28 protein-coding genes and 1 pseudogene are annotated in these 26373 nt (G+C 67.3%); 20 read left to right on the top strand and 9 right to left on the bottom strand.

Annotation, left to right across the window (positions count from 1 at the left end; genetic code table 11):
• The first annotated feature begins 90 nt into the window (after window positions 1-90).
• The 12 genes and pseudogenes from WEG36_03900 to sulP all read left to right on the top strand — a co-directional run bounded on the left by WEG36_03900 (window position 91) and on the right by sulP (window position 11846).
• The gene (locus tag WEG36_03900) at window positions 91-2373 is read left to right on the top strand and encodes a TonB-dependent receptor (GenBank protein MEX1256744.1); all 2283 of its coding nucleotides are present in this window, start codon (window positions 91-93) and stop codon (window positions 2371-2373) included.
• On the top strand, window positions 2370-3791 hold the full coding sequence (locus WEG36_03895; protein ID MEX1256743.1) for a 4Fe-4S binding protein: 1422 nt from the start codon (window positions 2370-2372) through the stop codon (window positions 3789-3791). Before WEG36_03900 ends, WEG36_03895 begins: the two co-directional genes overlap by 4 nt.
• A 52-nt stretch (window positions 3792-3843) precedes the next feature.
• Complete coding sequence (locus tag WEG36_03890) at window positions 3844-4926, top strand: DUF5924 family protein (GenBank protein ID MEX1256742.1); 1083 nt, start codon at window positions 3844-3846, stop codon at window positions 4924-4926.
• Window positions 4927-5021: 95 nt separating this feature from the next.
• Complete coding sequence (locus tag WEG36_03885; protein ID MEX1256741.1) at window positions 5022-5597, top strand: YeeE/YedE thiosulfate transporter family protein; 576 nt, start codon at window positions 5022-5024, stop codon at window positions 5595-5597.
• The gene (locus WEG36_03880) at window positions 5594-6175 is read left to right on the top strand and encodes a YeeE/YedE thiosulfate transporter family protein (GenBank protein MEX1256740.1); all 582 of its coding nucleotides are present in this window, start codon (window positions 5594-5596) and stop codon (window positions 6173-6175) included. The genes WEG36_03885 and WEG36_03880 overlap by 4 nt, the downstream gene beginning before the upstream one ends.
• A 125-nt stretch (window positions 6176-6300) precedes the next feature.
• Window positions 6301-6804: a DinB family protein gene (locus WEG36_03875; protein ID MEX1256739.1), complete on the top strand. Its 504-nt coding sequence runs from the start codon at window positions 6301-6303 to the stop codon at window positions 6802-6804.
• A 57-nt stretch (window positions 6805-6861) separates the two neighbouring features.
• Entirely contained in the window at window positions 6862-7158 is a 297-nt protein-coding gene (locus WEG36_03870; GenBank protein ID MEX1256738.1) for a hypothetical protein, read from the top strand.
• Window positions 7142-7549: a PIN domain-containing protein gene (locus WEG36_03865; GenBank protein ID MEX1256737.1), complete on the top strand. Its 408-nt coding sequence runs from the start codon at window positions 7142-7144 to the stop codon at window positions 7547-7549. The genes WEG36_03870 and WEG36_03865 overlap by 17 nt, the downstream gene beginning before the upstream one ends.
• A gap of 135 nt (window positions 7550-7684) precedes the next feature.
• Window positions 7685-8281, top strand: a complete 597-nt coding sequence (locus WEG36_03860; protein MEX1256736.1) for a YeeE/YedE thiosulfate transporter family protein — start codon at window positions 7685-7687, stop codon at window positions 8279-8281.
• Window positions 8278-8802, top strand: a complete 525-nt coding sequence (locus tag WEG36_03855) for a YeeE/YedE thiosulfate transporter family protein (GenBank protein ID MEX1256735.1) — start codon at window positions 8278-8280, stop codon at window positions 8800-8802. The genes WEG36_03860 and WEG36_03855 overlap by 4 nt, the downstream gene beginning before the upstream one ends.
• Before the next feature lie 36 nt (window positions 8803-8838).
• Window positions 8839-10296: an MBL fold metallo-hydrolase gene (locus WEG36_03850; GenBank protein MEX1256734.1), complete on the top strand. Its 1458-nt coding sequence runs from the start codon at window positions 8839-8841 to the stop codon at window positions 10294-10296.
• Window positions 10293-11846, top strand: a pseudogene (sulP, locus tag WEG36_03845) (sulfate permease). Before WEG36_03850 ends, sulP begins: the two are co-directional and overlap by 4 nt.
• An 89-nt stretch (window positions 11847-11935) precedes the next feature.
• Here the strand turns inward: sulP and WEG36_03840 are convergent.
• The 5 genes from WEG36_03840 to WEG36_03820 all read right to left on the bottom strand — a co-directional run bounded on the left by WEG36_03840 (window position 11936) and on the right by WEG36_03820 (window position 15535).
• Entirely contained in the window at window positions 11936-12766 is an 831-nt protein-coding gene (locus WEG36_03840) for a GntR family transcriptional regulator (GenBank protein ID MEX1256733.1), read from the bottom strand.
• A gap of 159 nt (window positions 12767-12925) precedes the next feature.
• Window positions 12926-13378: an RES domain-containing protein gene (locus WEG36_03835; GenBank protein MEX1256732.1), complete on the bottom strand. Its 453-nt coding sequence runs from the start codon at window positions 13376-13378 to the stop codon at window positions 12926-12928.
• Window positions 13378-13815, bottom strand: a complete 438-nt coding sequence (locus tag WEG36_03830; GenBank protein MEX1256731.1) for an antitoxin Xre/MbcA/ParS toxin-binding domain-containing protein — start codon at window positions 13813-13815, stop codon at window positions 13378-13380. The genes WEG36_03835 and WEG36_03830 overlap by 1 nt, the downstream gene beginning before the upstream one ends.
• A gap of 155 nt (window positions 13816-13970) precedes the next feature.
• Window positions 13971-15077: a hypothetical protein gene (locus WEG36_03825; protein MEX1256730.1), complete on the bottom strand. Its 1107-nt coding sequence runs from the start codon at window positions 15075-15077 to the stop codon at window positions 13971-13973.
• Window positions 15074-15535, bottom strand: coding sequence for a hypothetical protein (locus WEG36_03820; protein MEX1256729.1), 462 nt, complete (start codon window positions 15533-15535; stop codon window positions 15074-15076). Before WEG36_03820 ends, WEG36_03825 begins: the two co-directional genes overlap by 4 nt.
• A 133-nt stretch (window positions 15536-15668) precedes the next feature.
• On the opposite strand from WEG36_03820, the gene WEG36_03815 reads away from it, so the two are divergent.
• The 3 genes from WEG36_03815 to WEG36_03805 are packed head-to-tail and all read left to right on the top strand — an operon-like array spanning window position 15669 to window position 18917.
• The gene (locus tag WEG36_03815) at window positions 15669-16463 is read left to right on the top strand and encodes an intradiol ring-cleavage dioxygenase (GenBank protein ID MEX1256728.1); all 795 of its coding nucleotides are present in this window, start codon (window positions 15669-15671) and stop codon (window positions 16461-16463) included.
• A 34-nt stretch (window positions 16464-16497) separates the two neighbouring features.
• Window positions 16498-17046, top strand: a complete 549-nt coding sequence (locus tag WEG36_03810) for a LemA family protein (protein ID MEX1256727.1) — start codon at window positions 16498-16500, stop codon at window positions 17044-17046.
• Entirely contained in the window at window positions 17043-18917 is a 1875-nt protein-coding gene (locus tag WEG36_03805) for a DUF2207 domain-containing protein (protein ID MEX1256726.1), read from the top strand. Before WEG36_03810 ends, WEG36_03805 begins: the two co-directional genes overlap by 4 nt.
• A gap of 33 nt (window positions 18918-18950) precedes the next feature.
• Here WEG36_03805 and WEG36_03800 read toward each other — a convergent pair whose 3' ends face one another.
• From WEG36_03800 to WEG36_03785, 4 genes are all read right to left on the bottom strand, one after another.
• Window positions 18951-19562 carry a DNA-3-methyladenine glycosylase gene (locus WEG36_03800; GenBank protein MEX1256725.1) on the bottom strand — a complete coding sequence of 204 codons (612 nt, stop codon included), beginning with the start codon at window positions 19560-19562 and terminating at the stop codon, window positions 18951-18953.
• Window positions 19559-20047, bottom strand: a complete 489-nt coding sequence (locus WEG36_03795; protein MEX1256724.1) for a type II toxin-antitoxin system VapC family toxin — start codon at window positions 20045-20047, stop codon at window positions 19559-19561. The genes WEG36_03800 and WEG36_03795 overlap by 4 nt, the downstream gene beginning before the upstream one ends.
• A complete protein-coding gene (locus WEG36_03790) occupies window positions 20031-20255 on the bottom strand; it encodes a hypothetical protein (protein MEX1256723.1) in 225 nt (74 codons plus the stop codon). The genes WEG36_03795 and WEG36_03790 overlap by 17 nt, the downstream gene beginning before the upstream one ends.
• Before the next feature lie 71 nt (window positions 20256-20326).
• Window positions 20327-20953, bottom strand: coding sequence for a MarC family protein (locus tag WEG36_03785; protein MEX1256722.1), 627 nt, complete (start codon window positions 20951-20953; stop codon window positions 20327-20329).
• A gap of 125 nt (window positions 20954-21078) precedes the next feature.
• Here WEG36_03785 and WEG36_03780 point away from each other — a divergent pair, with 125 nt between their 5' ends.
• The 5 genes from WEG36_03780 to WEG36_03760 all read left to right on the top strand — a co-directional run bounded on the left by WEG36_03780 (window position 21079) and on the right by WEG36_03760 (window position 26289).
• The gene (locus WEG36_03780; GenBank protein ID MEX1256721.1) at window positions 21079-21318 is read left to right on the top strand and encodes a hypothetical protein; all 240 of its coding nucleotides are present in this window, start codon (window positions 21079-21081) and stop codon (window positions 21316-21318) included.
• Window positions 21319-21414: 96 nt separating this feature from the next.
• The gene (locus tag WEG36_03775) at window positions 21415-22554 is read left to right on the top strand and encodes a peptidyl-alpha-hydroxyglycine alpha-amidating lyase family protein (GenBank protein ID MEX1256720.1); all 1140 of its coding nucleotides are present in this window, start codon (window positions 21415-21417) and stop codon (window positions 22552-22554) included.
• A 95-nt stretch (window positions 22555-22649) separates the two neighbouring features.
• Window positions 22650-24221, top strand: a complete 1572-nt coding sequence (locus WEG36_03770; protein MEX1256719.1) for a hypothetical protein — start codon at window positions 22650-22652, stop codon at window positions 24219-24221.
• Between the two features lie 23 nt (window positions 24222-24244).
• The gene (locus WEG36_03765) at window positions 24245-25189 is read left to right on the top strand and encodes an aldolase/citrate lyase family protein (protein MEX1256718.1); all 945 of its coding nucleotides are present in this window, start codon (window positions 24245-24247) and stop codon (window positions 25187-25189) included.
• Between the two features lie 128 nt (window positions 25190-25317).
• Window positions 25318-26289: an alpha/beta hydrolase gene (locus tag WEG36_03760; GenBank protein ID MEX1256717.1), complete on the top strand. Its 972-nt coding sequence runs from the start codon at window positions 25318-25320 to the stop codon at window positions 26287-26289.
• Window positions 26290-26373: the final 84 nt, after the last annotated feature.

Below are 26373 nucleotides of genomic sequence, written 5' to 3'. Positions count from 1 at the left end.
GCTCTTCCAGCGATTTGGAGGGGGATCCCGCGCGCGGCGCCATCGAACCCTTGGTCCAGAAGAGAGGAAAACGTGTACAGGATCCTATTGATGTTCGGATTCGCCGGGATGATTCCGGCGACGGCTGTGGCGCAGGCCCAGGAAGGTGGAGGTGGTGTGGCGGGTGCGGTTGTCGCGGCGGCGACGGGCGCCCCCGTCGAAAACGCTGACGTATTCATCGCGGGGACGAATCGGCACGCGCTGACGGACCGCGCCGGACACTTCCGCCTGGCGGGATTGGGCGCGGGAGCGTACGAGCTGGTCGTCGAGCGGATCGGCTACGCGGCGGCGCGCGTGGAGGTCACCGTTTCGAGCGGGACGGTCGCCGAAGTTTCGATCCAGCTCCAGGAGCAGGCGATCTCCATTCCCGAGATGATGGTGACCGCCTCCCGGGACGCGAAAGCGCTCTCCGAAATTGCCGCCTCCGTCGGCGTGATCGGACGGGAGGCGATCGCGGAGACCCACGCGGGGCATCCCTCCGAGATCATGGGCCGCGTGCCCGGGGTCTGGGTGAACGTGACGGGCGGCGAGGGACATATGATGGCGATCCGCCAGCCCCTCTCCACTTCCCCGGTCTATCTGTATCTCGAGGACGGCGTGCCGACGCGCTCGACCGGGTTCTTCAATCACAACGCGCTCTACGAGGTGAACCTTCCCCAGGCGGAGCGCATCGAGGTGATGAAGGGTCCGGCGAACGCGTTGTATGGGAGTGACGCGATCGGAGGCGTGATCAACGTCGGCACGAGGGCTCCCTCGCCCGAGACGACGGCGGAGCTCTCGGTCGAGGGGGGTGAGTTCGGATTTCAGCGATACCTGGGATCGGTGAGCGGCACCGGCCGGGCGGGAGGGCTCCGCGCGGACGTGAACTTCACGCGCACCGACGGCTGGCGGGAAGGGACGGCGTATGATCGTTGGGCTGGAACGCTCCGGTGGGATGCGTCCGTGTCCGGAAGCACCTCCCTCAAGACGGTTGTGGCGTACTCCACCATCGATCAGAAAACGGCGGGGAGCTCGGCGATCTCGAGGGGCGATTTCGAGGCGAATCCCACGGTCAACTACACCCCGATCTCCTTTCGGAAGGTGACGGCGCTTCGGGTCTCCACGGCGCTCGAACACCTCCGGGGGAACTGGCTGGTCAGCCTCACCCCCTTCGTGAGAAGCAACACGATGGACCTCCTTCCGAACTGGTCGCTGACCTACGATCCGACGGCCTACGAGACGGAGAATTCTTCGGTGGGCTTCCTGGGACAGGCGCGGTACTACGTCCCCGACCGGGATCTCAGCGTCACTTTGGGATTCGACGCGGATTACTCCCCCGGTGGCCAGAAGGAGTGGAGCATCGTGCCGGAGAGGGAGGGAACGATCTTTACGGACTATCAGGACGGTGAGGTCCGGTACGACTACGACGTGACCTTCCGCTCACTTTCGCCCTATCTGCACGTCGAGTTCTCGCCAACGGACCGCGTCCACGCGAGCGCGGGGCTCCGGGCCGACTTCATGGGATACGACTATACGAACGCGCTCGGCGAGCTGCAGACCGGACGCTGGCGGCGGCCCGCGGACGCATCGCCCAACTTCAGCGCCGTCAGCCCGAAGTTCGGCCTCAGCTTCGAGGCGACGGACGACGTGGATCTCTTCGTCTCGTACCGCCGGGGCTTCCGGGCCCCCTCGCAGAGCCAGCTCTTCCGTCAGGGTTCCGCCGAGAGCACGGTGGATCTGGAGCCGGTGAAGGTGAATTCCTACGAGGCGGGGGTTCGCGGGCGCGCGGGCGAGCGCCTCACCTACGAGGCATCCGCCTACTACATGCAAGTCACCGACGATATTCTCGGCTTCCAGCTGCCGGACGGGAGCAGTGAATCGCGGAACGCGGGCGAAACGCTCCACAAGGGTGTGGAGCTCGGTCTCGGCCTGGGAATCGTGGATGGGGTGACGCTCGACGTCTCTTACTCGGTGGCCGAGCACACGTACGAGGTCTGGCGTCCCTCCGAGACGGTCGATCTGAGCGGACACGAGATGAATGCGGCGCCCCAGCAGATCGGAAACGCGGTGCTGAACGTCGCGCCGCGCGCGATTCCTGGAGCCAGGTTTGCGCTCGAGTGGAGTCGGGTCGGGGAGTACTGGGAGGACCAGTCCAATGAAAACGACTACGAAGGTCACGATCTCCTGAGCCTTCGGCTCTCCTACGAGCTCCGGTCGCGGTTCACCGTCTTCGCCAGGGTGAACAACCTGGCCGATGTCCGCTATGCGGAGAGCGCGGGCTACAACGCGTTCCGGGGCGAGGAGCTCGCCCCCGGGCTTCCGCGGACTTTCTATCTGGGGGTTTCGGTTCGATGAGCGACCTCCGTCCTTCGCCCGCCATGGGTGCCGTGGGTTCGACGTCGCCTGTGTCGGCGGCGGGGGGACTCCGGCTTCCCCTGGTGGGGGAAGGACGGAGGGAGTCTCCCGGTGGCTTCAACCTGAACGGGAATCGCCTCACCCGATTTCTGATGACGAATCGCCGCGTGCAGCCGGCGTTCCAGCTCCTCATGATCGCGGTTTTCGGCTGGGGGCTCTGGCAGGCTTTCGCGGGGCCCCAGGACGCGGCGACCAACTTCGGCGCAGTCGCGTTCTTCGGGTTGTGGTGGGCGCCGGTGATGCTCGTGAGCCTCGTCCTCTTCGGACGCGTCTGGTGCTACGTCTGCCCGATCGGGGCGATCACCGAGTTCCTCCAGCGCTTCAGCCTGAATCGGTGGTTTCCCACCTTTCGAAAGCCGAGGGTGCGTGTCTTCGGCGTGGGGTTTTCGGTGCTCGCGATCACCGCGCTGACCTTTACGCTGGCGCGGTTTCCCCTCTACAAGCTGGGCGTCGCCTATACGCCCTGGCGGATGGGGGTCTATTTCCTGGTTTTCCTCGGGGTGGCGGTGGCTCTCACCCTCGTCTTTCGGCAGCGCGTATTCTGTCGGTACTTCTGCCCCGCCACCGGGGTCATGTCGGTCACGACCCGGCTCTCCCCGATCGAGATTCGGCAGGACCGGGAGACGGAGGTCCCCGATTGCATGACCGCCGAGTTCAAGAGCAACTACCTGAGCACGGAGCGCCGTTGCGTGGCGTGCATGCACTGCTCGGTGGGACAGCCGGAGGTACCGATCCGGCTGCACGCGCGCTGGCCGGGGGCCGCCGCGGTCCGGCCGAGGCTCGTCATTCCGGACGAAGCCCTGATCGCGCTGATCATCTGGGCCGTATTTCCGATCGATCATGTGCTGGGAAGTCAGGTGCTCGCACAGTTTCCCTCGGTCCAAGCCCTCCCGAGCCTCCTCGCCGGGCTCGTGCCGTATTACACGAGCATCGCCGGGACCATCGTGGCCTTCGCCGTCGTGAGCTGGATCGCGGCGCGATGGAGCGGGATCCTCCCCCGCATCGCTTTCTCGCGCTTCGCCTTCGCCTACATTCCCCTCGGGATCGTGTTTCAGCTCGGGATGCATGTGATCCCGGGGCTGATGGAGAATGGAGGGGGGCTGCTGAACGGGTTCGCGAACGGAATCGGGATCCCCCTGAATCTTCCGGCGGCATGGGCCTCCGCGGAGACGGTCGCACGATGGCACGCGCTCGGGGGCAACGAGTTTCTCTGGCTCTCGGTGCTCTGGGGCGCGGGGATCGCCTGGCTGATCGCACGCGATCTGACGAAGACGAAGGGGGACGCGGTGAAGGCCCTGGTTCCGCATGCCCTGCTCATGGTGGCCAGTACCTTCTTCGTCGTGGGGCTCTTGGCCTGAGCGGGGGTGGCCGTTATCGTCTCGCCCCTTCATAGCGAGGGCGAATTCGATCTTGATTCCTGAAGATGACCGGAGGGAGACGGAGGCGCCTTCCCTCGAAGCCCCTGGTCCGCTGGTGGGATCCCGCTTTCGCCGCTTCTGGGTCCGGAACCGGACCCTCTTCTGGGCGCTGCATTCGCTCTGGGCGCTCGCGACCGGGGTGGCCGTCATCGTTCTGGCGCGCGACCGCTATGGTTTCGTCCCCTGGGTGGTGCTCTTTCTCGTCCTGACCTGGGCTTCGACGCTTTTTTTCGGGGGGCGGACGGCCGGCGACCGCGTCGGAACGAGGCGAAGCGCGCCGCCCGGCTTCGGCGAGGAGGCAACCTCCTACCTCACCCGCTCGATGTACCAGGAGACGCTCTTCTTCCTCCTCCCCTTTTATTGGTACTCGACCGTCTTTCAGTCGCTGAATGTGACCTTTTCCCTTCTACTCGTGGGGCTCGCCGTCCTTTCCTGCCTCGATCTCTTCTTCGACGGCTGGATGCGGCGAAGCCGGGTGTTCGGCCTGGTCTTTTTCGCGACGGTGGCCTTCGCGGCGTTGAACCTCCTGGTTCCGATCCTCTTCCCGGTGGATCCCCGCTTCGGAACGCCAATCGCGGCGCTGGCCGCGGTGGGGAGCGCCCTCTCTCTGACGATGCGGGGCGCCTCCACGGGACGCGCGGGTCGAATGAGGATCGCGCTCGCGAGCGTCGCGATCCTGGCCATCGCGATCGGGGTGCCGCGGCTCGTGCCCCCCGTTCCCCTGCGCGCGCAGAGCGTGGTCTTCACCTCGGAGATCGATCGGAGCACCCTCGTCCCATTCGATACCCTCTCGAGCCCGGTGGACCCCGCCCTCCTCGGGGGCTCGCTCTACCTCCTGGTCGAGGTCTTTTCGCCTTCCATCATGCCGACCACGGTGACGCTGGAGTGGCAGCTGGACGGGGAAGTGATAAGAACGACGCGAGAGATCGAGATCACGGCGCACGACATCGGGTTTCGCGTCTGGGACAGGTGGGTCCCCGTGGACGGGCCGATCCGGAGCGGGGAGTACCGTGTGGTCCTGCGGACGGGAGGGGAGAGGATCTTCGGGTTGGCGGGGATCCGCGTGGGGGGGTGAGCGGCGCCAGGTGAACTCCCGCGTGCGGCGGGGTAGTCGTCATCCCCAGAGGCGTTTCAGCTGAAACGCCTTCGCACTCCAGCCCTCGTATGGCCATGCTCGAACGCCTCTCCTCCCCCTGGCCCTGGTACGTGGCCGGCCCCCTCATCGGGCTGATCGTCCCCCTCCTCCTCCTCCTCGGGGGGAAAGTCTTCGGCGTCTCGTCGAACCTTCGGCATCTCTGCGCCGCGATCCCGGCGCCTGAGCGGTGGAAACCCCCGTATCTCCGCTACGACTGGCTCCGGACCGGAGGGTGGAACCTCGTCTTCGTCCTCGGAATGGGGCTCGGCGGCGTTCTCGCCCCGACTCTCTTCGGCGCGCCCGACGTCGGGGGGCACATCTCCGAGGCGACGCGGACGGACCTCGCCGCCCTCGGGCTCGGGGAACCCTCGGGGATGGTGCCCGCGGAGCTCTTCACCTGGGGCGCGCTCTTCACCCCAGCGGGATTTTTCCTGATTGTCGTGGGCGGATTCCTGGTCGGTTTCGGGGCGCGCTACGCCGGAGGGTGCACGAGCGGGCACGCGATCTCCGGGCTCGCGACCTTTCAGCGCTCCTCCCTCGCCGCCGTCTTCGGCTTTTTCATCGGAGGGCTCGTCGCGACCTTCGCAGTCCTCCCCTGGATCCTCGGATGAGCGCGATGGAGCGCGCCGGAGAAGGTGCCGGTGAACGGGGCGCGGAACGGCCGGGTGGGCGAGTGCTCATCCCGGACTTCGAGTGCCAGGACATCCAGCAGGTCCCTTCCGCGGAGCGGGAAGAGGCGCTCGAGGCGGCGAACCGTCCGCTCGCCCTCTTCGGTTACCTCCTTCTCGGCGCGGGCCTCGGGATCGTCTTCGTGCAGAGCGAGGTCGTCTCCTGGTTCCGGATCCAGGAGATGTTCCGCTTCCAGAGCTTCCACATGTACGGGATCATCGGGTCGGCGGTCGCCGTCGCGGCGCTTTCGATCCAGGCGATCGAGCGGCTCGGGCTCCATACGATGCATGGGGAGCGGATCCGAATCGTGCCGCGCGACCTCGAGGGGCGGGGGTTCTGGAGCCCGCGCTACTGGATCGGAGGGACGATTTTCGGGATGGGGTGGGCGCTCCTCGGCGCCTGCCCGGGCCCCATCTTCACCCTCATCGGGAGCGGGGTCACGGTGATGGTCGCCGCGCTCTTCGCTGCGATGGCGGGGACGTGGGCGTATGCGGTGCTTCAGCACCGGCTGCCGCACTAAAGTCCGCCGTCCTTCCCGACACACCGGGCGCGAGTATACGTATACATCCTCGACGTCGCCCTGGTCGGGCTCCCGTCGCAGCGCGCACACCCACACAACTCCTGAAGGAGCTACGGTAACGACCGATGTTCACAAGACTCGAAAGTTTCCTCGGCGCATGGACCTACGAAGCCGCCTCCACGCAGCGCATCCTCGATGCCCTCACCGATGAGTCACTCGAACAGGCGGTGGCGCCGGGCCATCGCACCGTTCGTCGTCTCGCCTGGCACATCGCGCAGACGCTCCCCGAGATGATGGGAAAGACGGGGCTCGCGGTGTCGGGACTCGGCGAGCATGACCCGCCTCCAGCCACGGCCCAGGAGATCGCGGAGGCCTACAAGACCGCCGCCTCCTCGCTCGAGAAGGAGCTTCGCGCGAATTGGACCGACGCGACGCTCGGGGAGAAGGACGACATGTACGGGTTTCAGTGGACGCGCGGAGAGACGCTCGGCGTCCTCCTGATCCACCAGGCCCACCACCGCGGACAGCTGACAGTCCTCATGCGCCAGGCCGGACTCGTCGTTCCGGGCATTGTCGGTCCGAACAAAGAGGACTGGGCGCAGTGGGGGATGCAGCCGCCAGAGGTTTGAAGTATACTAGTATGTTATACTAGTCACCATGATGCATTCCCGGGCCGGAGCCCGAACATGGCCGGAAAACGACCCGACCGCGTGCGCGAGCAGGTCGTCGTTTACCTGGACGCACGCGACCGACAACTCCTCGAGGAGATGGCTGAGAGCTCGGGTCTTCCCCGGACCGAGCTTTTTCGGCGGGGGCTCCGTCGCCTTGCGGCCGAGATCCTTGCAGCGAAGCAGCCCGGGTCGTCTCTCGCTCACCTCGTGGACACCGCCGCCGAAGACGACTTCCCGCCCGACGTCTCCACTGAGCACGACCGCTACCTCTACGGCGGGGGATACGAGGCCTCGGGTGCGGGCCTTCGTTGACACGAGTGCCCTCCTCGCGCTGAGCCGGCGAAAGGACCAGCACCACGAAGACGCGGTGGAGGTCGCCCGCTCCCCGGCCGCTGCCGGGCTCCGATTCGTAGGGACGACCCTGGTCCTCGGCGAGCTCCACGCCCACCTCCTTCACCTGCGCGGGCCTGCGGAAGCCCGGATCGCGCTCTCGGCACTTCTCGGTGATCCGATCCACGAGTGGGTCGAGGTGACCGCGGAACTTGTGTCGGAGGCGGCGAACCGGTGGTTGGAGCGTTTCGCCGACCAACCCTTTTCTCTGGTGGACGCGGTAAGCTTCGAGGTGATGCGCCGGGAGAAACTCACTCACGCCTTCGCCTTCGACCGTCACTTCGAGGTGGCCGGCTTCACGCTGCTTCGCTGAGCGGCCCCGCAGCGACCTTCCCCCCGCTTGACCCTTCCGGAACTCCCGCTATCTTTCCGTGTGTTACTTGTAGTAACAAGTAAGTACAATAAGAAATAACCAAACAAGCACAACGATTTCTGGGAGAGGCATCCCATGCCGGAATCTCTGCTGGCCCCCTGGCCCTGGTACGTCACGGGGCCCCTGATCGGACTCATCGTCCCTCTCCTCCTCCTCTTCGGGGGAAAGGTCTTCGGGATCTCCTCGAACCTCCGCCACCTTTGCGCGGCCGTCCCGGCGCCCTCGAGCTGGAAACCGGACTTCCTCCGGTACGATTGGAGGCACGCGGGGCTCTGGAATCTCGTCTTCGTGCTCGGGGTTGGGCTGGGCGGCTTCCTCGCCGTGACCCTCTTCGGCACTCCCGCGGCGGCGGCCTCGATCTCGGAGGCGACCCGAGCCGACCTCTCGGCCCTCGGGATTCAGGACTTCACCGGGCTGATCCCGGCCGAGCTCTTCAGCTGGGCCGCGCTCGCCACTCCCGCGGGGCTGCTCGCGATCGTCGCGGGTGGCTTTCTGGTCGGTCTCGGCGCGCGTTGGGCGGGCGGGTGCACGAGCGGGCATGCGATTTCGGGGCTGGCGAACCTCCAGCTCCCTTCGCTGGTCGCCGTGCTCGGCTTCTTCGCGGGAGGACTTCTCGTCACGCACGCCGTCCTTCCCCTCCTCCTTCCCGTACTCCTCGGAGCGAACCCATGACGACGCTGGATTTCCTCGTCCCCGAATGTGAGGACGTCGAACAGGTCACACGGGCTCTTCGGGAGAAGGCGCTCTTCGAGGGGAACCAGCCGCTCGCGCTACTGGGGTACCTCCTCCTCGGCGCCGTTCTCGGCCTCCTCTTCGTCCAGGCCGAGGTGGTGTCCTGGTTTCGGATTCAGGAGATGTTCCGGTTCCAGAGCTTCCACATGTACGGGATCATCGGGACGGCGGTCGCGACCGCGGCGCTTTCCCTTCAGGTGATCAAGCGGCTGAAGCTCACGACCTTACACGGAGAGCCGATCGAGATCGAGCCCAAGCAGTGGGCCGGAAATCGCATTCCCGGCGCGCGCTACTGGGTGGGGGGTACCCTCTTCGGAATGGGATGGGCGCTCCTCGGGGCGTGCCCCGGTCCGGTCTTCGCCCTGATCGGGAGTGGGGTGACGGTGATGGCGGTGGCCCTGGCCTCCGCGGTGGCGGGGACCTGGACCTACGCCGCGCTTCGCCCTCTGCTTCCGCACTGACGACTTTTGTTCATGCAGGCTTAACCGGAGACGCCCATGCTTTTTCGCCAATTCTTCGATCCGAAGCTCGCCCAGTATGCCTACCTCGTCGGGTGTCAGCAGACGGGGGAAGCGCTGATCATCGACCCGGAGCGCGATATCGACCGCTACGTCGAAGAGGCGGAGGGTGACGGACTTCGCATCACCGCCGTGGCTGAGACGCATATCCACGCGGACTTCCTCTCCGGCGCCCGCGAGTTTGCGGAGCGATTCGGGGCCAAGCTCTATCTCTCGGATGAAGGGGGCGCGGATTGGGGAAGTGATTGGGCGCGACAACCGGAATACGATGCGACCTTCCTCAAGCACGGCGACACCTTCAAGGTCGGAAGGATCGAAATCCGGGCGATCCACACCCCGGGGCACACCCCCGAGCACCTGAGCTACACGATCACGGACCGGGGTGGGGGCGCGGATACGCCGATCGGGGTCGTCTCCGGGGACTTCGTCTTCGTGGGAGACCTGGGGCGCCCGGACCTCCTCGAACAGGCGGCGGGGATGCATGGGGTGCAGGAGCCCTCGGCGCGGCAGCTCTTTCATTCGCTCTCCCGGTTCACCGAGCTGGAGGACTATCTCCAGGTCTGGCCCGCGCACGGCGCTGGCTCCACCTGCGGACGTGCGCTGGGCGCCGTTCCCCAGTCCACGGTCGGTTACGAAAAGCGCTACAACGCCTCGCTCGCCGCCGCGGAGGCGGGGGAGGACGCCTTCGTGGACGCGATCCTCGCGGGGCAGCCCGATCCGCAGACTTACTTCGCCCGGATGAAGCGGCAGAACAACCAGGGAGTCCCCCTTCTGGGCGAGCTCCCGAGCCCGCGGAAGCTCTCGATCGTCGAGCTCGAGCGCGTGATCGAGGAGGCCAAGCTCCTTCCCCTGGACACGCGCCTCGACCGCGCCGCCTTCATGGCGCGTCACCTCCCGGGGGCGCTCTTCACTCCGCTGAACAAGAGCTTCAACACCTTCGTGGGCTCGCTCGTCGAGGACGAGACGTCGCCGATTCTCCTCATCGTGGCGGAAGCGGACGTCGAGGAGGCGGTGCGGGATCTCGTCCGGATCGGCTACGACAACGTCGAGGCCTATATCACTCCGGAGACGCTCGCCCGTTATTTCGACCGCGGGGGCGAGAGCGAGGCGATCGAGCGGATCGCCTTCGCGGACGTCGCGGAGCTCGTGGACCGGGACGACGTGGCGATCGTGGACGCGCGTTTCACCTCGGAGTTCGTGTCCGGCCACATCCCGGGAGCGGTGAGCGCGCCCTATACGCGGCTTCCTTCGATGGTGAAGGGCCGGATTCCTCGCGGGAAGACGCTCGCCGTCCACTGCTCGGTGGGCGCGCGCTCGGGGCCGGCGGCCTCCTTCCTGGCCCGTGAGGGGTTCCAGGTGACCTTCGTGGACGGGCCGATCGCGAGCTGGCTCAAGGTCGGCGAGCTCGTGACGGACGCGGCCGGGGTCCAGGCGTGACGCTCGAGCTCGAGCGGTATGACCGGGCCCACCTCCGGGACGACCTCTCCGCCGGGCTCACCGTGGGGGTCATGCTCATCCCCCAGGGGATGGCGTACGCGCTGATCGCGGGGATGCCCCCGATCTACGGGCTCTATGCCTCACTCGTCCCGCTCGTCGTGTACGCGCTCCTCGGGACGTCGCGCCAGCTCGCGGTGGGGCCGGTCGCGATGGTGTCGCTTCTCGTCGCCGCGGGGGTGGGGCCCCTCGCGGACGGGGACCCCGCACGTTACGTTCAGCTCGCGCTCCTGCTCGCGCTCATGGTCGGAGTGCTCCAGCTCGGGATGGGGCTCCTCCGCTTCGGCTTCCTCACGAACTTCCTCTCCCATCCGGTGCTCGCCGGGTTCACGAGCGCGGCGGCGATCGTGATCGGGGCGAGCCAGCTCCGCCACCTCGTCGGTGTGAACCTCCCGAGCTCCGAGCGGGTGCAAGAGATCCTCATCTCGCTCGCGGGGGAGATCGGCGCGGTTCATCCGTTGACGCTCGCCGTGGGCGCGGCGGCGATCGTCCTTCTCGTCGCGCTTCGGGCGTGGCGGCCGACCTTTCCCGCCGCCCTCGCCGTCGTCGCGCTCTTCACGGCCGCGGCCTGGTTCTTCGGCATGGAAGGCCGGGGGCTTCGGGTGCTGGGCGAAGTCCCGGGCGGACTCCCGCTTCCGACCTTTCCGGCCATGGACCTCGCCGCGGTCGTCGCGCTTCTTCCCGTGGCGCTCACGATCTCTCTGGTCGGCTTCATGGAATCCATCGCGGTCGCGAAGGCATACGCCACGAAACACGGCTACGAGGTGGACGCGAACCGGGAGCTCGTCGCGCTCGGCGCGGCGAACCTGGTGGGTGGAATCTTCCGCGCTTTCCCCACGACGGGCGGGTTCGCGCGGACGGCGGTGAACGACCAGGCCGGAGCGCGGACGACCCTCGCCTCCATCTTCGCGGCGGTCGTCATCGCCCTCACGCTGCTCTTCCTGACCGGGCTCTTCGAGACGCTCCCGAACGCCGTCCTCGCCGCGATCGTGATCGTGGCGATCGCGAGCCTTTTCAACTGGAGGGAGGCGGTTCATCTCTGGCGGGTGGACCGCCGCGACTTCGCGATGATGGCGATCACCTTCGCGACGACGCTCCTCCTCGGGATCGAGCAGGGAATCCTCGTCGGGGTCCTCGCCTCGCTCGCGGCGCTCGTCTACGAGACCTCGCGCCCGCACTCCGCGATCCTCGGTCGGCTCCCGGGAACGGGGACGTTCAGGAACCTCACCCGCTTCCCCGATGCAGAAAGGATCCAGGGCGTCGTCGTGTACCGGATGGACGCGACGCTCTGCTTCGCGAACGTCGAATTCCTGCGGGACGAGGTACGGAGGCTCGCCGAAGCAGAGCCGAGGCCGCGTGCCTTCGTCTTCGACTTCCACGCCGTGAACGGGGTGGATTCGACCGGGCTCCACCACCTCGAAGGGATCATGGAGCACCTGAAGGGGCTCGGCGTCGAGCCGTACTTCGCCGGGGTAAAGGGGCCGGTGATGGATCGCTTCCGGCGCGCGGGGCTACGGGAGAAGGTCGGCGCCGACCGCTTCTTCTTCGAGGACAGCGAGGCGGTCGAGGCGGCGCAACGAGCTCAGCTCGCGCCCGACCCCGCTTGGAAGACCGGCTCGAACTCGCGGAGTGGCATCCCCTCGGACTCTGAACCCGCCGAACCCGCCGCGCCCACCCGCTCGGGGTCACGCGCCACCTCGAGCTCGTAGGCGATCCGGTCGCTTCGGTAGAAGCGCCGCTGGAAGTAGATCGCCTTTGCCCCGAGGGTCCGGCTCGTGCGCTCGATGAGGAGGAGGGGTGCGCCCGGAGCGACATCGAGGGGACCCGCCAATGCATCGTCCGCAACCGTAGCCGAGATGCGGAGCCGCGCCGAGAGGGCGGCGATCCCGTACTCCTTTTCGAGCACCTGGTAAAGCGTGTCCCCCGCGAGGTCGTGCCCTTCCAGGAGCTGCGCGTAATACGGAGGGAGCCAGGTGCGGTCGAGCGCGACCGGCTCGCCGTCTCCGAGGCGGATGCGATCCAATCGAATGACGGGGCTTCCCGGTGCGACGCCCAGGTGCTCCGCCACCGGAACGGGGCAGGGTTCGTTCGCCTGATGAAGAACCCGCGACGACGCCTCCATTCCCGCGCGCCGCATGTCCTCCGCGAAGTCGGTGAGCCGGACGAGTCCCCCGGGCACGCGCCGCTCGCAGACGAAGGAACCGAGTCCCTGCCGGCGATACACGGCACCGTCCGCTTCGAGCGTCTGGAGTGCTCGGCGTACCGTGACGCGGCTGACCCCGAACCGGTCGCAGAGCTCGTGTTCGGAGGGGAGCTGCGCGTGAGGTTCGAGGGCGCCGGAATCGATCTTCTTCCGGAGGCAGGAGGAGATCTGCTCGTGAAGCGGGATCCCGGAGCGGAGGGCCTCGAACATATAAGAAATCTAGTTGTAAGTACGTGTCGATACAAGCGTTTCAGCTGAAACGTCGTTCCGACGGGTTCAGGACGAGCGATGAGATGATCGCTCTGGTCGTCGTTCCTGGTGGACGATCGAGCGTTGAGCTTCGTCGGTGCGCCCGGCACGCGGCTTCGGTCAAAAGAGCCGCTCGTCCCAACGAACGTCGAAGGGGTCGGCGACGAGAATCCGGCCGGCGTCGGGATGGAGCGGATTGACCATCACGATTCGACCGACGGGGCGCGAAGGGACCGCGGGGACGACGAGCACCGCGCTACGCCGTTCGGCGAGCCACTGGTCTCCGAACGCGCGGGCTTCGGGGGACCCTTTCGCCTCCCAGCCGGGAAGGGACTCGGGCTCCAGCGGTTCGATAAGGTCCTCCGGGATGTCGAGCCGCGTTGCGTGGTGGGCACCGGGGAGAGTCCGCGGGCGAAGGGCGTGTGCGAGGATCTCGAGGAGTGCGCCCGCGAAGCTGTCCGCTCCGTAGATGACTCCACGGCCGGGTGAATTCCACCGGCCACCCATTCGCATGGCGCCGGCTCCGTCGTACACCGGATGACGCTTCTTAGCGACGCGCCACGCGACGGCCATCAGACGGGAAGCGAATATTCCATCTGGTAGAGAAGCTCCTCCACCTGGCGCGCACCGAGCTCGCTCCTCGAGAGCTCCACGGGGCGTGTCCCGCCGAGGGAGGGCTGGACTCCGAAGAGGAATTCCCGTGAGCGCTCGGGATCCTCCCAGACTTCGTTCGACAGGGCGACGATCCGTGCCAGACGCTCGAGCCGCTGGCTTTCTTCGACGTTGAGGAGACGGTGACGCCGGAGGAGAGTCGTTTTGGGGACGATCCCGTACAGCAGTTCGTTTGCGTCGCGTCCCTTGCCGGCCGCCGCCTCCACCGCCCGACGCAGCGACTCCACGGGAAGGCCGGCCTCGACGACCTCCCTCAGGTCGTTCACCGATCGGACGCGCCGGCGCAGGACCCTTTCTCCGCCCAGGATGCGGGCGACATCGGATGCTTTGATGGTCATGGTCTCCTCGCGGCCATATGGATCAAATGTACGATCCACATGGACCCGAGGCTAGGCGTTTGCCCATGCCGGTGTACTGGGGTGCAGCGTCATGCGGAACGAGGCGTCGAGGTTGTCGCGGGTGCCCGGGCGCCGGAATGGCGGAAGGGGTCAGTTCAGCACCCCCGCGAGTAATACCAGGCCGTCGGCTGACCGGTGGGTCCGAAGGCGGGAATCCAACCGGAGAGCCCGAGGCGCCTCTCACCCGCTTCGCACGGGTTCACGGAGAGGACGTTGACCCGGAACCAGAGCGTACCGCCCACGGTCGTGCTTTCGATCACCTCGGCGGCATACTCCTCTCGTTCCGCGCTCACCTTGTTGGAGCTGCGCGCCGGGATCCCCGCGCCCAAATCGGGCCAGACGTGGCCGCTCCATTCCCCCGTGAGGTAGTTCAGGCGATTGACCACGAGCTCCCCGTAAGGGAACCAGGTGCCTGCGTCGTCCGGGGCCACCCAACCGAAACGACCGTCGGCGAGGCGGATGCGGGTCCAACCTTCCGCCCGCGCGAAGGCGACCGCCGCTCCGACCTCGTAGCCCACCTCGCGGGACTCGACCTCATCGTACGAGGCGACCGTGGCGAGGAGCGGACTTTCCACATCGCGGCCCTCGCGAACGGGGACGGTGCCTCCGTGCGCGAGGTTGTCCAGGTCGAGCATGCCGACGAGGGTCGCGTTCTCGGGGTCCGACTCGTCCGGATAGTTCGCCGAGAACGCGCGCAGCACGTCCATCCCGGAGAGGGTGTCGAGTTGGGAGGCGACGAAGGCGCCCGGCACATCGTCGAATCCCTGCGGGTTCGCGCCCGAGGCCGAAACGTAGGCCCGGGATCCGGTGCAGCCATCCACGCGGAGGGTGCTCGGCGACGCGGAGTCCGGCGCGGCGAAGACGACGTAAACGGCGCCGGTTTCGAGTGGGAGTGCGCATTCCGGGGGAAACACTTCGGACACATACTCCACGCCGTCGTCGACTCGAAGTGGATTCGGGCGGCTCGCCCAGGCCTTCCACGGCGTCTCGACGACGGTCATGCGCAGAACCCGCGTGGTTCCGCGCGCCACACTCGCCTCCAACCGAGCGAAGGCCACCTCATCGGCGGCCGCGTAGAATTCGGCTAGGGTCTGCGCCGGCGGTGCGCACTCAAGCGCCGTTTCGGTTCCTCCCAATGGGGGTTGCCCGACTTCGCATCCGCCCAGGGCGGTGAGCAAGAGCCAGGCGGCGACCGATGTCATGAGCGAATTCCCGCCAGAATTCCGAGGAAGGCCGCACCGACGAGTATCGCCACCGGCCCGAAGATGAGTGGCCCGATCACGAGCTCGATCCCGTGCGGAAATCCGGGAAAACTTCTTCCGGGAAGGAACAGGGGCCAAACTTCGAAGTTTGCCCAGGCGAGCACGATGAGGAGCGCCCCGAGGCCGCCCCACCCCGCCGCTTGGATCCACTCGGCCTGCGGCCAGAGCCGCCGCGCCAGGAAGATGCCGCCGAGAAGGAGGAGGGCGGGGAAGAGCCCGAGGAGCCCCGTCGTGACGGGGCTCGGGCGCCCGCCGAAGCTCTGCTCGAGGAGTGCCTCGACGGACCCCACCGGACCGAGCCCCGAAGCGAACGCCGCCACGAAGTACACGACCGCGGGGAGCAAGACCGGCGCAAGGAGGGCGGCCAGGACGAACCCGGGACGGATCTGTCTCGACATCGCATGCCTCGGACAAGAAGGAAGCGATGGGTAAGGTTTCGGTGCGAATCCCGTGACCCTCGCCACAGAGTGGGCATCGCGGGGGTACGGGACAAGGCGTACCATGAGCAAGTCCTCCACATGAGGTGAACCCATGGACAATGACGATCTCCCGGTCGGCCGACTCCTTTCTCGCCGCGAAGCGCTCCGTGTCCTGGGTGGGATCTCCTTCGTTCCTCTCGCCGGGAGCGCCGCGCGTCCCGACTCGCCTCGCGGAGATGCGTCGTCCCTCTGGATCGCCCCGGAACGGACCTCCCGGAGCGTAGCCGCCCGTTCGGCCGCCCTCGGACAACAGATGTGCGTGGTCCGCCCCGCCCAGACGCTTGGACCGTACTACGTGGACCACCTCCTCGACCGGAACGACATCCGAACGGATCCCCCCGGGTCCGAGATGACCCCTGGAATCCCGCTCGAGCTGACGATGAACGTGAGCCGGATCGCCGGGAGCGAGTGCATCCCCTACGAGGGCGCGATCGTGGATCTCTGGCAGTGCGACGCCGCCGGGATCTATTCGGGAGTGAATGATCCGCGGTTCAACACCGTAGGACAGAGGTGGCTGCGCGGATTCCAGGCGGCGGATGCGCGCGGCCAGGTGCATTTCACGACGATTTACCCGGGGTGGTATCGGGGGCGGACGGTGCACATCCACTTCAAGGTGCGGACGGGGACGGAGGCGGGGGCGCGGGAGTTCGTCTCCCAGCTCTACTTCGACGACAGCTTCACGGACCGGGTCTTTGCCCGCGCACCCTATTCGGCGCAAGCGGGGCAGCGGGCGCGAAACGAGGGCGATAACATCTTCCGAAACAGCGGGGGAAGCCAGCTGATGCTCGACGTCGCGGAAGCCGGTGAAGGATTCCGGGCCACATTCAATCTGGGCGTGCAGATTTGACGATGGATCTCACAATCGAAAAACGCCGAATCCGATGACCCCATTTTTTGTCGTTGGGGCAGCCCTCATCCTCTGGGGCGTCTTCGCCTTCAACCGGCTGATCCGACTTCGGACACAAATGTACGGCGCGTGGGCCGACATCGACGTCCAGCTCAAGCGCCGGCACGACCTCATCCCCCAGCTCGTGGCCGCGGTGAAAGCGTACGCGGGGCACGAGCGAGCGACGCTCGAGGCGGTGACCGCGCTCCGCGAGCAGGCGGTGGCGATCCAGAGTCCCGCCCGGCTGGGCGACGTCGAGGCCGCCCTCCAAGGCGCGCTCACCCGCCTCTTCGCGCTCAAAGAGGCATATCCCGACCTCAAGTCGAACGAGAACTTCCTTCAGCTTCAGCGGGACCTTGTCGAAGTCGAGGACCACCTCCAGTACGCGCGCCGCTTCTACAACGGCGCGGTCCGCGAGTATAACACGACGATCGGGCGCTTCCCCGACCTCGTGGTGGCCCGGGCTTTCATCTTCAAGCCGGCGGAATTCTTCCAGGCGGAAGAGGAGGAACGGCTGGCGCCGCGGGTGGAGATGTCCCCTTGAGGAGGACCGAAGTCGCGGCCGCCGCGGCCGGGCTCGTCCGCCCGGGACGCGCGCGCCGCGTCGCGGGTCCGGCACTTGCGCTCGCGGCCCTCCTGCTGGCCTTCCCCTTCGGCCCGCACCTCGCCGCCCAGGAGCGCATCCTCTCCTACGACAGTGAGATCGAGATCCTCCCGGACGGCTCGATGGAGGTCGAGGAGCGGATCATCGTGCGTGCCGAAGGGAATCAGATCCGCCGCGGAATCTACCGGGACTTCCCGACTCGCTACGAGGATCGTTACGGGAACCGGGTGCTGGTGGACTTCGAAGTCCTCGGCGTGGAGCGGAACGGCCGGCCCGAGCCTTGGTTCACCGAAGGCCTCAGCAACGGCGTCCGGCTGAACACGGGGAACGACGACTTCCTCACCATCCCGGCCGAGTACACCTTCACCCTCCGGTACCGGACCGATCGCCAGCTCGGGTTCTTCGAGAATTGGGACGAGCTCTACTGGAATGCGATCGGGACGGGATGGATCTTCCCGATCGAGAGAGGCGAGGTCGTCGTGCGCCTTCCGGAGGCGGTCTCCACGGAGGCGATGTCCGCGGAAGGCTACACCGGTCCCCAAGGGGCGCAGGGGAACGACTACGTCGCCGAGATCGTCGAGCCGGGAGTGGCGCGTTATCGGCTCACGGGGGGGCTGGGGCCGCGCGAGGGATTCACGATCGTCCTCACCTTTCCGAAGGGAGTGATCCCCGAGCCGACCCAGGTGGAGCGGGCGGAGCGATTTTTCTCCGACAACATCGGGGTGTTCGTCGCTCTCCTCGGGCTGCTCGGCTTCCTTCTCTTCACGATCTCGCGCTGGAGAAGGATCGGGCGGGACCCCGCGCCCGGGATCATCATCGCGCGTTACGAGCCTAGCCCGGGGTTTACACCCGGCGGCGTCCGGTACCAGACGCGGATGGGGTACGACGCGCGCTGCTTCTCCAGCGACGTGCTCGACCTCGCCGTGGCGGGCCACCTCGAGATCGCCCGCGAGAAGGGATTCTTCAAGGATGTCTGGAAGCTCCACCGGGCGCATGGTGGCGTCGCGGCAGAACTTCCCGCGAGCCAACGGAAGCTACTGAGTGGTCTCTTCCCCGGTGGAATGCCCACGATCACGCTGAAGGATACGAACGCCGCGGTGCTCTCGGCGGCACGGGAGGCGCACAAGAAGGAGCTGAATCGCTTCTACAGTCCAAAGTACTTCAAGCGGAACGGGGGAAGCCTCGCCATCGCGATGTTGATCGCGGTCGCATCGTCGGTCCTCGCGCTTATTCTTTCGGGCGGGTTCGGCATCCCGGTGATCATCCTGGCCGCAACCGTCATGGCGGTCGGCCTCCTCGCCTTCGGGCTAGCGATCAAGGCCCCCACCCCTGAGGGACGCAGGCTTCTGGACGAGATCGAGGGGCTGAAGCTCTACCTGAGCGTGGCGGAACGCGACGATCTGGCGCGGATTGAAGGTCCGGACGCGGAGGGGCCCGACGCGGAGGCGGCATCCGGCGCGAGCTGGGACGAGCGGGGAAGGGCACAGACCGCCCTGGCGGTCCCGCCCGTGGACGCGGACCGCTTCGAATCGCTCCTCCCCTACGCGGTGGCGCTCGGGGTGGAAGAGGCGTGGACGGAAAAGTTCACGGCCGCAGTGGGGGAGGCTGCCGCGACCGCCGCGACGCAGTCCATCGCATGGTACCACGGCCCGGGCCGGATCACGGACATGGGGGGATTCACGCAGTCGCTCGGGTCGAGCCTGAGCTCGACGATCTCGTCGGCCTCGAGCCCGCCGGGGAGCAGCTCGGGATCGGGGGGTGGAGGATCGTCGGGGGGCGGAGGTGGAGGTGGCGGGGGCGGAGGGCGTTAGAGCGCAGTCCGGGCTGTGACGGGGCCGCGCGGGTCACCCCGCGGGGCCGTCGAGCGACCGCCAGAGGTACCACGAGGCGATGGTCGCGTGCGGCGACCACCGCTTCCCGACCCGCGCCACGTACGCCGGCTTCGGCAGGCGCCGGAGCCCGTACGCCCTCTGCACGCCTTTCTGGATGCCGAGGTCCAGGATCGGAAGGATGTTGGGGCGGCCGAGCCGGAAGATCAGGAACATCTGCGCCGACCAGACCCCGATTCCTTTTACCTTCGTGAGCTCGGCGACGATTTCCGCGTCTTCCATTGCCGGGAGCGCGTCGAGGTGGAGGGAGCCGTCGCGGACTCGCGCGGCGAGATCCTTCACGTACTTCGTCTTCGAGCTCGAGAGCCCCACCGCCCGGAGCGCCTCGTCCTTCTGCGCAAGGACCGCTTCGGGCTCGAGCGATTCGCCGCAGAGGGCCCGCAGCCGCCCGAAGATGGTCGCGGCGGCCTTCGTCGAGAGCTGTTGGAAGACGATGGCGCGAGCGATGTGATGAAAGTGCGACGATTCCGCGACCGGTTGGAAGCGGCAGGGTCCGACCTCCGCGATGACTTTCGCCATCACGGGATCGGCGCGCTTCAGGTGTTGGAGGGCGGCCCCGTGGGTCATGCGCGCGGGACTGAAGCCGGGTGAAGCACGAGGCGCCGCCAGAGGGAGCCCCCATCGGATTCGGCAGCCGGGCCGGACGCCTTCCGGCTCCGACTCTTCGGTGTCGCCGTTCCCTGGCCCCGGGCGAAATCCTTGTCGCAGGTGAGGAGGGGGACGTCGAGGCGCACGGACGTGGCCGCGATGAGAAGGTCGGGGAGCGGAATGGAAGAGCCACGGGTTCGCGCGTGCGCACCCATCCTTCCCGCCCAGGTCGCGACGTCGCGGTCGGCGGCGACCACGGGGAGGGCGTCCAAAAAGAGAGAGAGGCGCTCGAGCCCCGCCTCTCCGCTCGCGCCGACGAGGAGCTCGGCGGCGGTGACCGCGCTCACGAGCGCGCGCCCCGCCTCGATTTCTTCCCGGGCGGCCCGCGCCACCGGTTCGAGCGCCGGCATGCCAACGCTCCGGATCAGAACCACGAGCGCGGAGGTGTCAAGAAGAGTGGCCACGTTCGGCGCGTCGGTGGGCGAGAAGGGCGTCGAGGTCCCAGGCGAGGTCCGATCCTTCCACGGACTCGAGGAGGCGCCGCAGCTCGATGCGCGAGACCGCCTCCTCGAGCGCGCGTGTGATCGCCTCGCGGTAGGTGGGAGCGTCTAGCGCCTCCTTGGCCCGCTCGAGGAGCTCTCGATCGAGGTCCACGGTCGTGCGAATATGCATGTGTGCCTCCTGTGTTATGCATCTCGTAAAGTAAGGATACATAACGCTCCGTGGCCGCGCCAGGGGGGGAATCACCCCACGCTCCCTCGAATACCATCCACCACGAACTGGGCTGCGAGCGCCGCGAGGATCACGCCGAGGACCCGGGTGATCACCGCTTCGATCCGCGGACCCACGAAGCGCATGAGGGGTGGGGCGAGAAGGAGCGAGACGAGGGTAAGCGCGAGGACGATGGCCATCGCCAGGAGGACGAGGGCGAACTCGACCGCGCCGTTCGCCCGTACGACGAGAAGCATCGTGCTCGCGATGCACCCCGGCCCCGCGATCATCGGGATCCCCATCGGGAAGACCGAGATGTCTTCCCACTCCCCTTCTGGCGTGCCTTTCGCGACCGCCTCCGCGCGCGCTTCCCGCCGCTGGGTTCGTTTCTCGAAAACCATCTCGAGCGCGATGAGGAAGAGCATGATTCCCCCCGCGATTCGGAATGCGTCCAGGCTGATCCCGAGGGCCCGCAGGAGGGGATCACCGACGCTCGCGAAGACGAGGATGATTCCCGCGGCGACGACGACGGACCGCACCGCCATCTGGCGGCGGAGGGGCTCCGGGACCCCTTGGGTCAGGGAAGCGAAGATCGGAGTGCATCCCGGGGGGTCGATCACCACGAAGTAGGTGACGAGCGCGGAGATGAAGAGCTCCATCGGTGGAGGCTACACGCGGAAGGGGGCGGGGGCAACGGCGGCGCGCGTGCGGACGCAGCACGCGGGCGGGGAGACTCGCGCGTCCACACGAAGGCTCGCTCTCCTCTCCCGGGCACACGAACGAGGTGGTTCTTCGCCCCGGGCAGGACCGCCTCTTCCTCTCGGCTGGAGACACGGAGCTCGTGGTCCTCGACATCTCCGACCCGGCGGCTCCGGAGCTCGAGGCTTCTTATGGGGGGGTGGCCGACAATCGCGCGGCCTGGGGGCTCGACGCGACGGGTAGCCGTGTCTACCTCGCGCACATCGCCTCACCCGCGATCCCCTTCGTGAGCGACTGGTCCGGAATCGTCGTTCTTTCCTATTGAGGAGGGGTCCCGTAACTTGACTCATGCCCTTTCCCGGTCGCCGGGGAGGGCGTTTCGCGCCAAGAAGAGGTCGCACGGCGGAAACCAGGAGGCACGATGTCACCCCGCCCCGCACGCGCGCCCGTCACATTCGCGGTTCTCGCTCTCGCTGCCGCTTCGTGCGAGGTCGCTCCCGCCGGTGAAGCGCCGTACACACCGTATGCCCCCGGCTACACGACGGTGAACGGCGTCGTCCAGCCCGTGAACGACCTCCCACACCCGTACACGACCATTCGGGCGTGGGGGACCCTTCCCGAGGGGCGAACCTGGGGCTCGGTGAGCGCGATCGAAGTGGACCGGGACGGGATGCACGTCTGGGTCGCGGAGCGTTGCGGGACGAACTCCTGCGCGGGATCGGAGGTGGATCCGATCGTCAAGCTCGATCCCGAGGGGAATCCCGTGCTGAGCTTCGGGGGCGGGATGTTCCAGTGGCCGCACGGGATGCACATAGACGAAGACGGAAACGTCTGGGTGACGGACGCGCGTGGATCACAGGACGGGACGAGCGGGCAGGCGGTCTACAAGTTCAGCCCCGAGGGGGAGCTCCTCCTGACGCTTGGAACCCCCGGGATGCGGGGCGACGGGACTGGACCCCTCCTCGCCGAGCCGAACGACGTGATCACCGCACCGAATGGGGACATCTTCGTCGCGGAGGCGCACGGCGGGCAGGGGCTCGACGCGCCAAACGAAAACACCGTCGCGCGGATCGCGAAGTTTTCCCCCGACGGCACCTACATCATGAGCTTCGGGAGTTTCGGGACGGGGCCGGGACAGTTCCGCACACCGCACGCGCTCGCCTTCGATTCGCGGGGGAGGCTCTTCGTCGCGGACCGCGGAAACGTGCGCCTCCAGATTTTCGACCAGGACGGCAATTTCCTGCAAGAGTGGCATCAGTTCAGCCGGATCAGCGGGCTCGCGATCACCGAGGACGACGTCCTGTACGCGATCGATTCCGAGTCGAGCCCGACGGCGAATCCGGGGTGGAGGAAGGGACTTCGGGTCGGGAGCGCCCGGACTGGGGAAGTCTGGTACTTCGTCCCCCATCACGAGTCGGCGACCCCTTCGGGGGGCGGCGGGTTCGGTTCGATGGGGGAGGGCGTGGCGGTGGATGCGGAGGGAAATGTGTACGGCGGAGAGGTGGGCCCCATTCAGGGGGTGACGAAGTTCGTCCCGACTCTCTTTCCCGTGGGACACTGACAGTGTCCTGGGAATCCTTGACCCGAGGGGGGCTTGGGCGAATGATGGGGACAGTTTCCGGGGTGATTTCCCTGACTCGTGACGGAGGCGTTTCGATGAAGGTCCATGGGCAACGGGTGGTGTCGCGTGGCGCGGGGGGGATGGGCGGCCTTTTCCTCTTCGCGGCCGCCCTGGCCGTGCCGGGCGGCCTGGGTGCGCAGTTCCTCGCCTCCGCGGGGCCCGCCGGTGGTGCGAGTGTCGCCAACGCGGGAGGAGCCGCCGCGGCGGACGTGACCTTCGCCCGCGACATCATGCCGATCCTCCAGGCGAAGTGTCAGCATTGCCACCGCTCGGGCGGGGTCGCTCCGATGGCCTTCGAGAGCTACGAGCAGGTTCGACCCTGGGCGCCCCTGATCAAGCACCGCACGGGAATTCGCGACCGGGCGGGCGCGATGCCCCCGTATTACCTCGAGCCGGGGATCGGCATCCAGCACTACAAGAACGACGAGCGGCTCACCACCGAGCAGGTCGAGATGATCGCCACCTGGGTGGACGCCGGGGCTCCGCTGGGGGATCCGGCGGACCTTCCCCCCGCCCGTGTTTGGGACGACTCCGGCGCATGGCGGATCGGGGAGCCCGACCTGGTCGTCCGGACGCAGGACTTCTTCATGGAGGCCGGGGCGCCGGACTGGTGGGGGGACATGGAGTCCATGCCCACCGGACTCGCCGAGGACCGGTACATTCGAGCGATCGAGATCCGTGAGGTCAACGACGTCGTGAGCCGCACCGCGGCCGACGGGACCTCCGTGGGCGGGCGGTGGATCATCCACCACATGATTTGGAGCACGCGCGTGATCGCCCCCGAGGGCGCGGACAGCACCGCGGCCGCGAACGGGGACGGCGACAACCAGGGCGGGGGCGGAGCGACTGGATGGCCAGTGCACGAGCTCGGCCGGAATCCCGACATCTTCGACCCGCGGGCGGGGCGGCTTCTTCGCGCCGGATCGAGCGTCGTGTCGAACTCGGTGCATCTCCACTCGAGCGGGCAGGACACCCGCGGGCACCTGGAGATCGGATTCTACTTCCACCCCGTGGGTTACGAGCCCGAGCTCCGGCGGGCGGGCGTCGGCATGGGAGACGCGCAGAACATCGATATTCGCGGAGGCGTCGAAGGGTATCAGGAGCTCCACTCCTTCACCGTCCTCGACGAGCACATCAAGATCACGACCTTCGAGCCGCACCTGCACGGGCCGGGCGCGCGGATGTGCCTCGAGGCGATCTGGGGGATGCAGATCGAGACGCTCGCTTGCGCCGGATACGATCACAACTGGGTCAAGCAGTATGCCTTCGACGACGATCACGCCCCCATCCTTCCGAAGGGGACGGTCCTCCACATCGTCGGTTACATGGACATGTCGGAGGATTCGCCGAACGTGCCGGATCCTCGGAATTGGCAGGGTTCGGGGAATCGCTCGATCACGAACATGTTCATCGACCTCGGGATGCGGGTCGGTCTCACCGACGAGCAGTTCGTGCAGGAGATGGCGGACCGGGTCGAGCGGCTCGGGCTTGGGGTGAACGACCATGTGATCGGGTGCCCGCTCTGCATGGCCAATCTTCCGCCCTTCCCGCCGGAAGAGCCCTCGGCCGACGCAGACGCCGACACGGACAACGACGACCGGCCCTAACCGCGTCATCGGCGGAGACGAGCGTGGGCGCAGCCCGAGTCGCGGCGAGGGTCCTGCGAGCAGCCCAGGGGCCGGCGCTTGCCGTATTGATCGCTGCTCCGGCGGCCGCGCAGGCGCCCGATGTCTCCGGCTGGGGCACCGGAGCGGTCGTGGCCCCGCTGGTGGACGCCGGGCGTCCCTGGGGGTGGGCCACCCGGGCCTTCATGGACGACCCGGACCGGGTCCTCTATAACACCGCGAAGGCGAAGCTCCTCTCCGGCGAGCAGATCTTCAGCCACACCATCTCCTCCTTCGACATCGAGCGGTACTGCGAGGAGGCCCCGCACTACGACTTCACCTGGTTCGAGATGCAACACAGCACGATGCGCTTCGACGAGGTGGAGGACATGATCGCCGCCTGTCCTCGCGTCGGCGCGACTCCTCTGATCCGGCTCCCCGACGCCCTGGAGGGAAGCGTCCAGAAGGCGATGGACATGGGGGCGCTCGGGATCATCGTGCCGACGATCGATGACGCGATCGAGGCGCGGGAGGCCGCTCGTTACGTGCGTTTCCCGCCGACCGGACGCCGGAGTAGTGGGGGTGGGCAGGGACAGGGGATCTGGACGCCCGTCGTCCCGCAGGGGCAGAATTTCCGAAACTCGATCAACGACAACATGCTCGTGATCGTGATGATCGAGACGATGGAGGGGGTGGAAAACGCCCTCGAGATCGCCTCGGTTCCGGGAGTGGACGGCGTTCTTCTCGGGAACGCCGACCTGTCGAGCTTCTCGGGCTTCCCGCAGAACACGCCGCCCTATCGCGACCTCCAGATCCTCACCCGGAACGCCACCTACCAGGCCGGGAAGTTCTGGGGGAATGCGGCCTTCCAGAACGCGACTGGGAATCCCCTCTCCGAGGAGTCCCGGTTACACCAGAACGGCCCTTCGAACGACGGATGGACGCGGCCCGGAGGGCGTGGGGGGGATTAGCCACTGCCGCTCCGGCCGCGGCCGTCCTTCAACGCAGCCCGAAGGCCGAAAGATTGCGGCGCGGGCGTCGAAGCCGGAGTTTGGAGCGGAGTCGGCTTCTCTTCGACATGGGCAACGGGAGACTTCAGATGCCATCCGTTCTTCGCTGCACGCTTTCACTCGCCGGGTTTCTCGCGGTCGCATCGGGAGCGGCGCTCAGCGCGCAGGCGCCCGCGGGCGGGGCGCTCCAATGCGACAATCCCGAGTTGAACATCGAGCTGGGCGCGTACCCGGGCCCCCTCGTCAGCCACACGGGGAACGCGGTCGAGCCGGTCAGCGGGCGCCCCTTCTTCCTCGACTTCCCCTGTGGGCTCGAACCCGGGGACGAGGTGACCTTCGTCTTCAACCTGCACGGGGGCGGGTCGCTCGGGAATTGGCAGCGTCATTACTTCCCGATCCACCATTTCAAGGACGAATACCGGCTGATCGTCGCGACGCCGGACGCGGGAGAGCCCGGTCCCGGCACATGGAATCCCGAGGTGGACGACGCCTATCTCCAGGGCGTTGTGGAGTTCGTGTACGGCATGTTCGAGGACCAGGAGATCACCTTCTGGTTCGCCGGGCATTCTTTCGGCGGGGCGACGACGCGCCGGCTGATCTGCACCGACTTTTACCAGGCGAGGAATCCGGTCGGGTTCCTGAGCCTCTCCGGAGGACGCGTCGGAAATCCCACGCTGGGCCGGGGAGGGGAGCCGCCGACGATTCCGGACTGCGAGTTCTCCCACATCTACACGGTGGGCGAATACGAAGCGACCGGCCAGAATCTCCCCGAGACCTCGCTCTGGGCGGCGCACTACCGCTGCGACGCGCGGGATCGTCAGTTCGACATCCTCGACACCGAGCCCGGCTACGTCTACGACAGCACGCGTCAGGATCCCGGGACCGACTCGTGGGGACGCCTCCCCCGGCCGGGGGTCACGGAGTGGTGGATCTATCCGAACTGCTCCGGGGGGCGCATCGTCGCCGATCTCGTCCGGATCGATAAGGGGCACACCGAGGGCCTCGAGCAGAACGTCGTCGAGCAGATTGTCCAGCTGATGATGGCGGCGCCAAGCCGGTAGGCTCGAGCTTCCAACTCCGGCACTTCGTCGGCAGGGGGGGGGGGGGGGGGGGGGGGGGGGGGGGGGGGGGGGGGGGGGGGGGGG

This window comes from Gemmatimonadota bacterium, from assembly GCA_040882465.1.
Classification (GTDB): Bacteria; Gemmatimonadota; Gemmatimonadetes; order Longimicrobiales; family Gaopeijiaceae; genus JBBEBG01.
The sequence above is the reverse complement of the archived record's forward strand: the minus strand, read 5'-3'. Positions and strand labels throughout refer to the sequence as shown.

Excerpts from the sequence above, each read along its gene's own strand:
- WEG36_03815 (MEX1256728.1), top strand. The coding sequence starts at position 15,669 with ATGGACAATGACGATCTCCCGGTCGGCCGACTCCTTTCTCGCCGCGAA.
- WEG36_03870 (MEX1256738.1), top strand. The coding sequence starts at position 6,862 with ATGGCCGGAAAACGACCCGACCGCGTGCGCGAGCAGGTCGTCGTTTAC.
- WEG36_03835 (MEX1256732.1), bottom strand. The coding sequence starts at position 13,378 with ATGGCCGTCGCGTGGCGCGTCGCTAAGAAGCGTCATCCGGTGTACGAC.
- WEG36_03885 (MEX1256741.1), top strand. The coding sequence starts at position 5,022 with ATGCTCGAACGCCTCTCCTCCCCCTGGCCCTGGTACGTGGCCGGCCCC.
- WEG36_03850 (MEX1256734.1), top strand. The coding sequence starts at position 8,839 with ATGCTTTTTCGCCAATTCTTCGATCCGAAGCTCGCCCAGTATGCCTAC.
- WEG36_03880 (MEX1256740.1), top strand. The coding sequence starts at position 5,594 with ATGAGCGCGATGGAGCGCGCCGGAGAAGGTGCCGGTGAACGGGGCGCG.
- WEG36_03825 (MEX1256730.1), bottom strand. The coding sequence starts at position 15,077 with ATGACATCGGTCGCCGCCTGGCTCTTGCTCACCGCCCTGGGCGGATGC.
- WEG36_03770 (MEX1256719.1), top strand. The coding sequence starts at position 22,650 with ATGAAGGTCCATGGGCAACGGGTGGTGTCGCGTGGCGCGGGGGGGATG.
- WEG36_03820 (MEX1256729.1), bottom strand. The coding sequence starts at position 15,535 with ATGTCGAGACAGATCCGTCCCGGGTTCGTCCTGGCCGCCCTCCTTGCG.
- WEG36_03830 (MEX1256731.1), bottom strand. The coding sequence starts at position 13,815 with ATGACCATCAAAGCATCCGATGTCGCCCGCATCCTGGGCGGAGAAAGG.
- WEG36_03895 (MEX1256743.1), top strand. The coding sequence starts at position 2,370 with ATGAGCGACCTCCGTCCTTCGCCCGCCATGGGTGCCGTGGGTTCGACG.
- WEG36_03855 (MEX1256735.1), top strand. The coding sequence starts at position 8,278 with ATGACGACGCTGGATTTCCTCGTCCCCGAATGTGAGGACGTCGAACAG.
- WEG36_03760 (MEX1256717.1), top strand. The coding sequence starts at position 25,318 with ATGCCATCCGTTCTTCGCTGCACGCTTTCACTCGCCGGGTTTCTCGCG.
- WEG36_03800 (MEX1256725.1), bottom strand. The coding sequence starts at position 19,562 with ATGACCCACGGGGCCGCCCTCCAACACCTGAAGCGCGCCGATCCCGTG.
- WEG36_03810 (MEX1256727.1), top strand. The coding sequence starts at position 16,498 with ATGACCCCATTTTTTGTCGTTGGGGCAGCCCTCATCCTCTGGGGCGTC.
- WEG36_03790 (MEX1256723.1), bottom strand. The coding sequence starts at position 20,255 with ATGCATATTCGCACGACCGTGGACCTCGATCGAGAGCTCCTCGAGCGG.
- WEG36_03775 (MEX1256720.1), top strand. The coding sequence starts at position 21,415 with ATGTCACCCCGCCCCGCACGCGCGCCCGTCACATTCGCGGTTCTCGCT.
- WEG36_03785 (MEX1256722.1), bottom strand. The coding sequence starts at position 20,953 with ATGGAGCTCTTCATCTCCGCGCTCGTCACCTACTTCGTGGTGATCGAC.
- WEG36_03900 (MEX1256744.1), top strand. The coding sequence starts at position 91 with ATGTTCGGATTCGCCGGGATGATTCCGGCGACGGCTGTGGCGCAGGCC.
- WEG36_03840 (MEX1256733.1), bottom strand. The coding sequence starts at position 12,766 with ATGTTCGAGGCCCTCCGCTCCGGGATCCCGCTTCACGAGCAGATCTCC.
- WEG36_03875 (MEX1256739.1), top strand. The coding sequence starts at position 6,301 with ATGTTCACAAGACTCGAAAGTTTCCTCGGCGCATGGACCTACGAAGCC.
- WEG36_03860 (MEX1256736.1), top strand. The coding sequence starts at position 7,685 with ATGCCGGAATCTCTGCTGGCCCCCTGGCCCTGGTACGTCACGGGGCCC.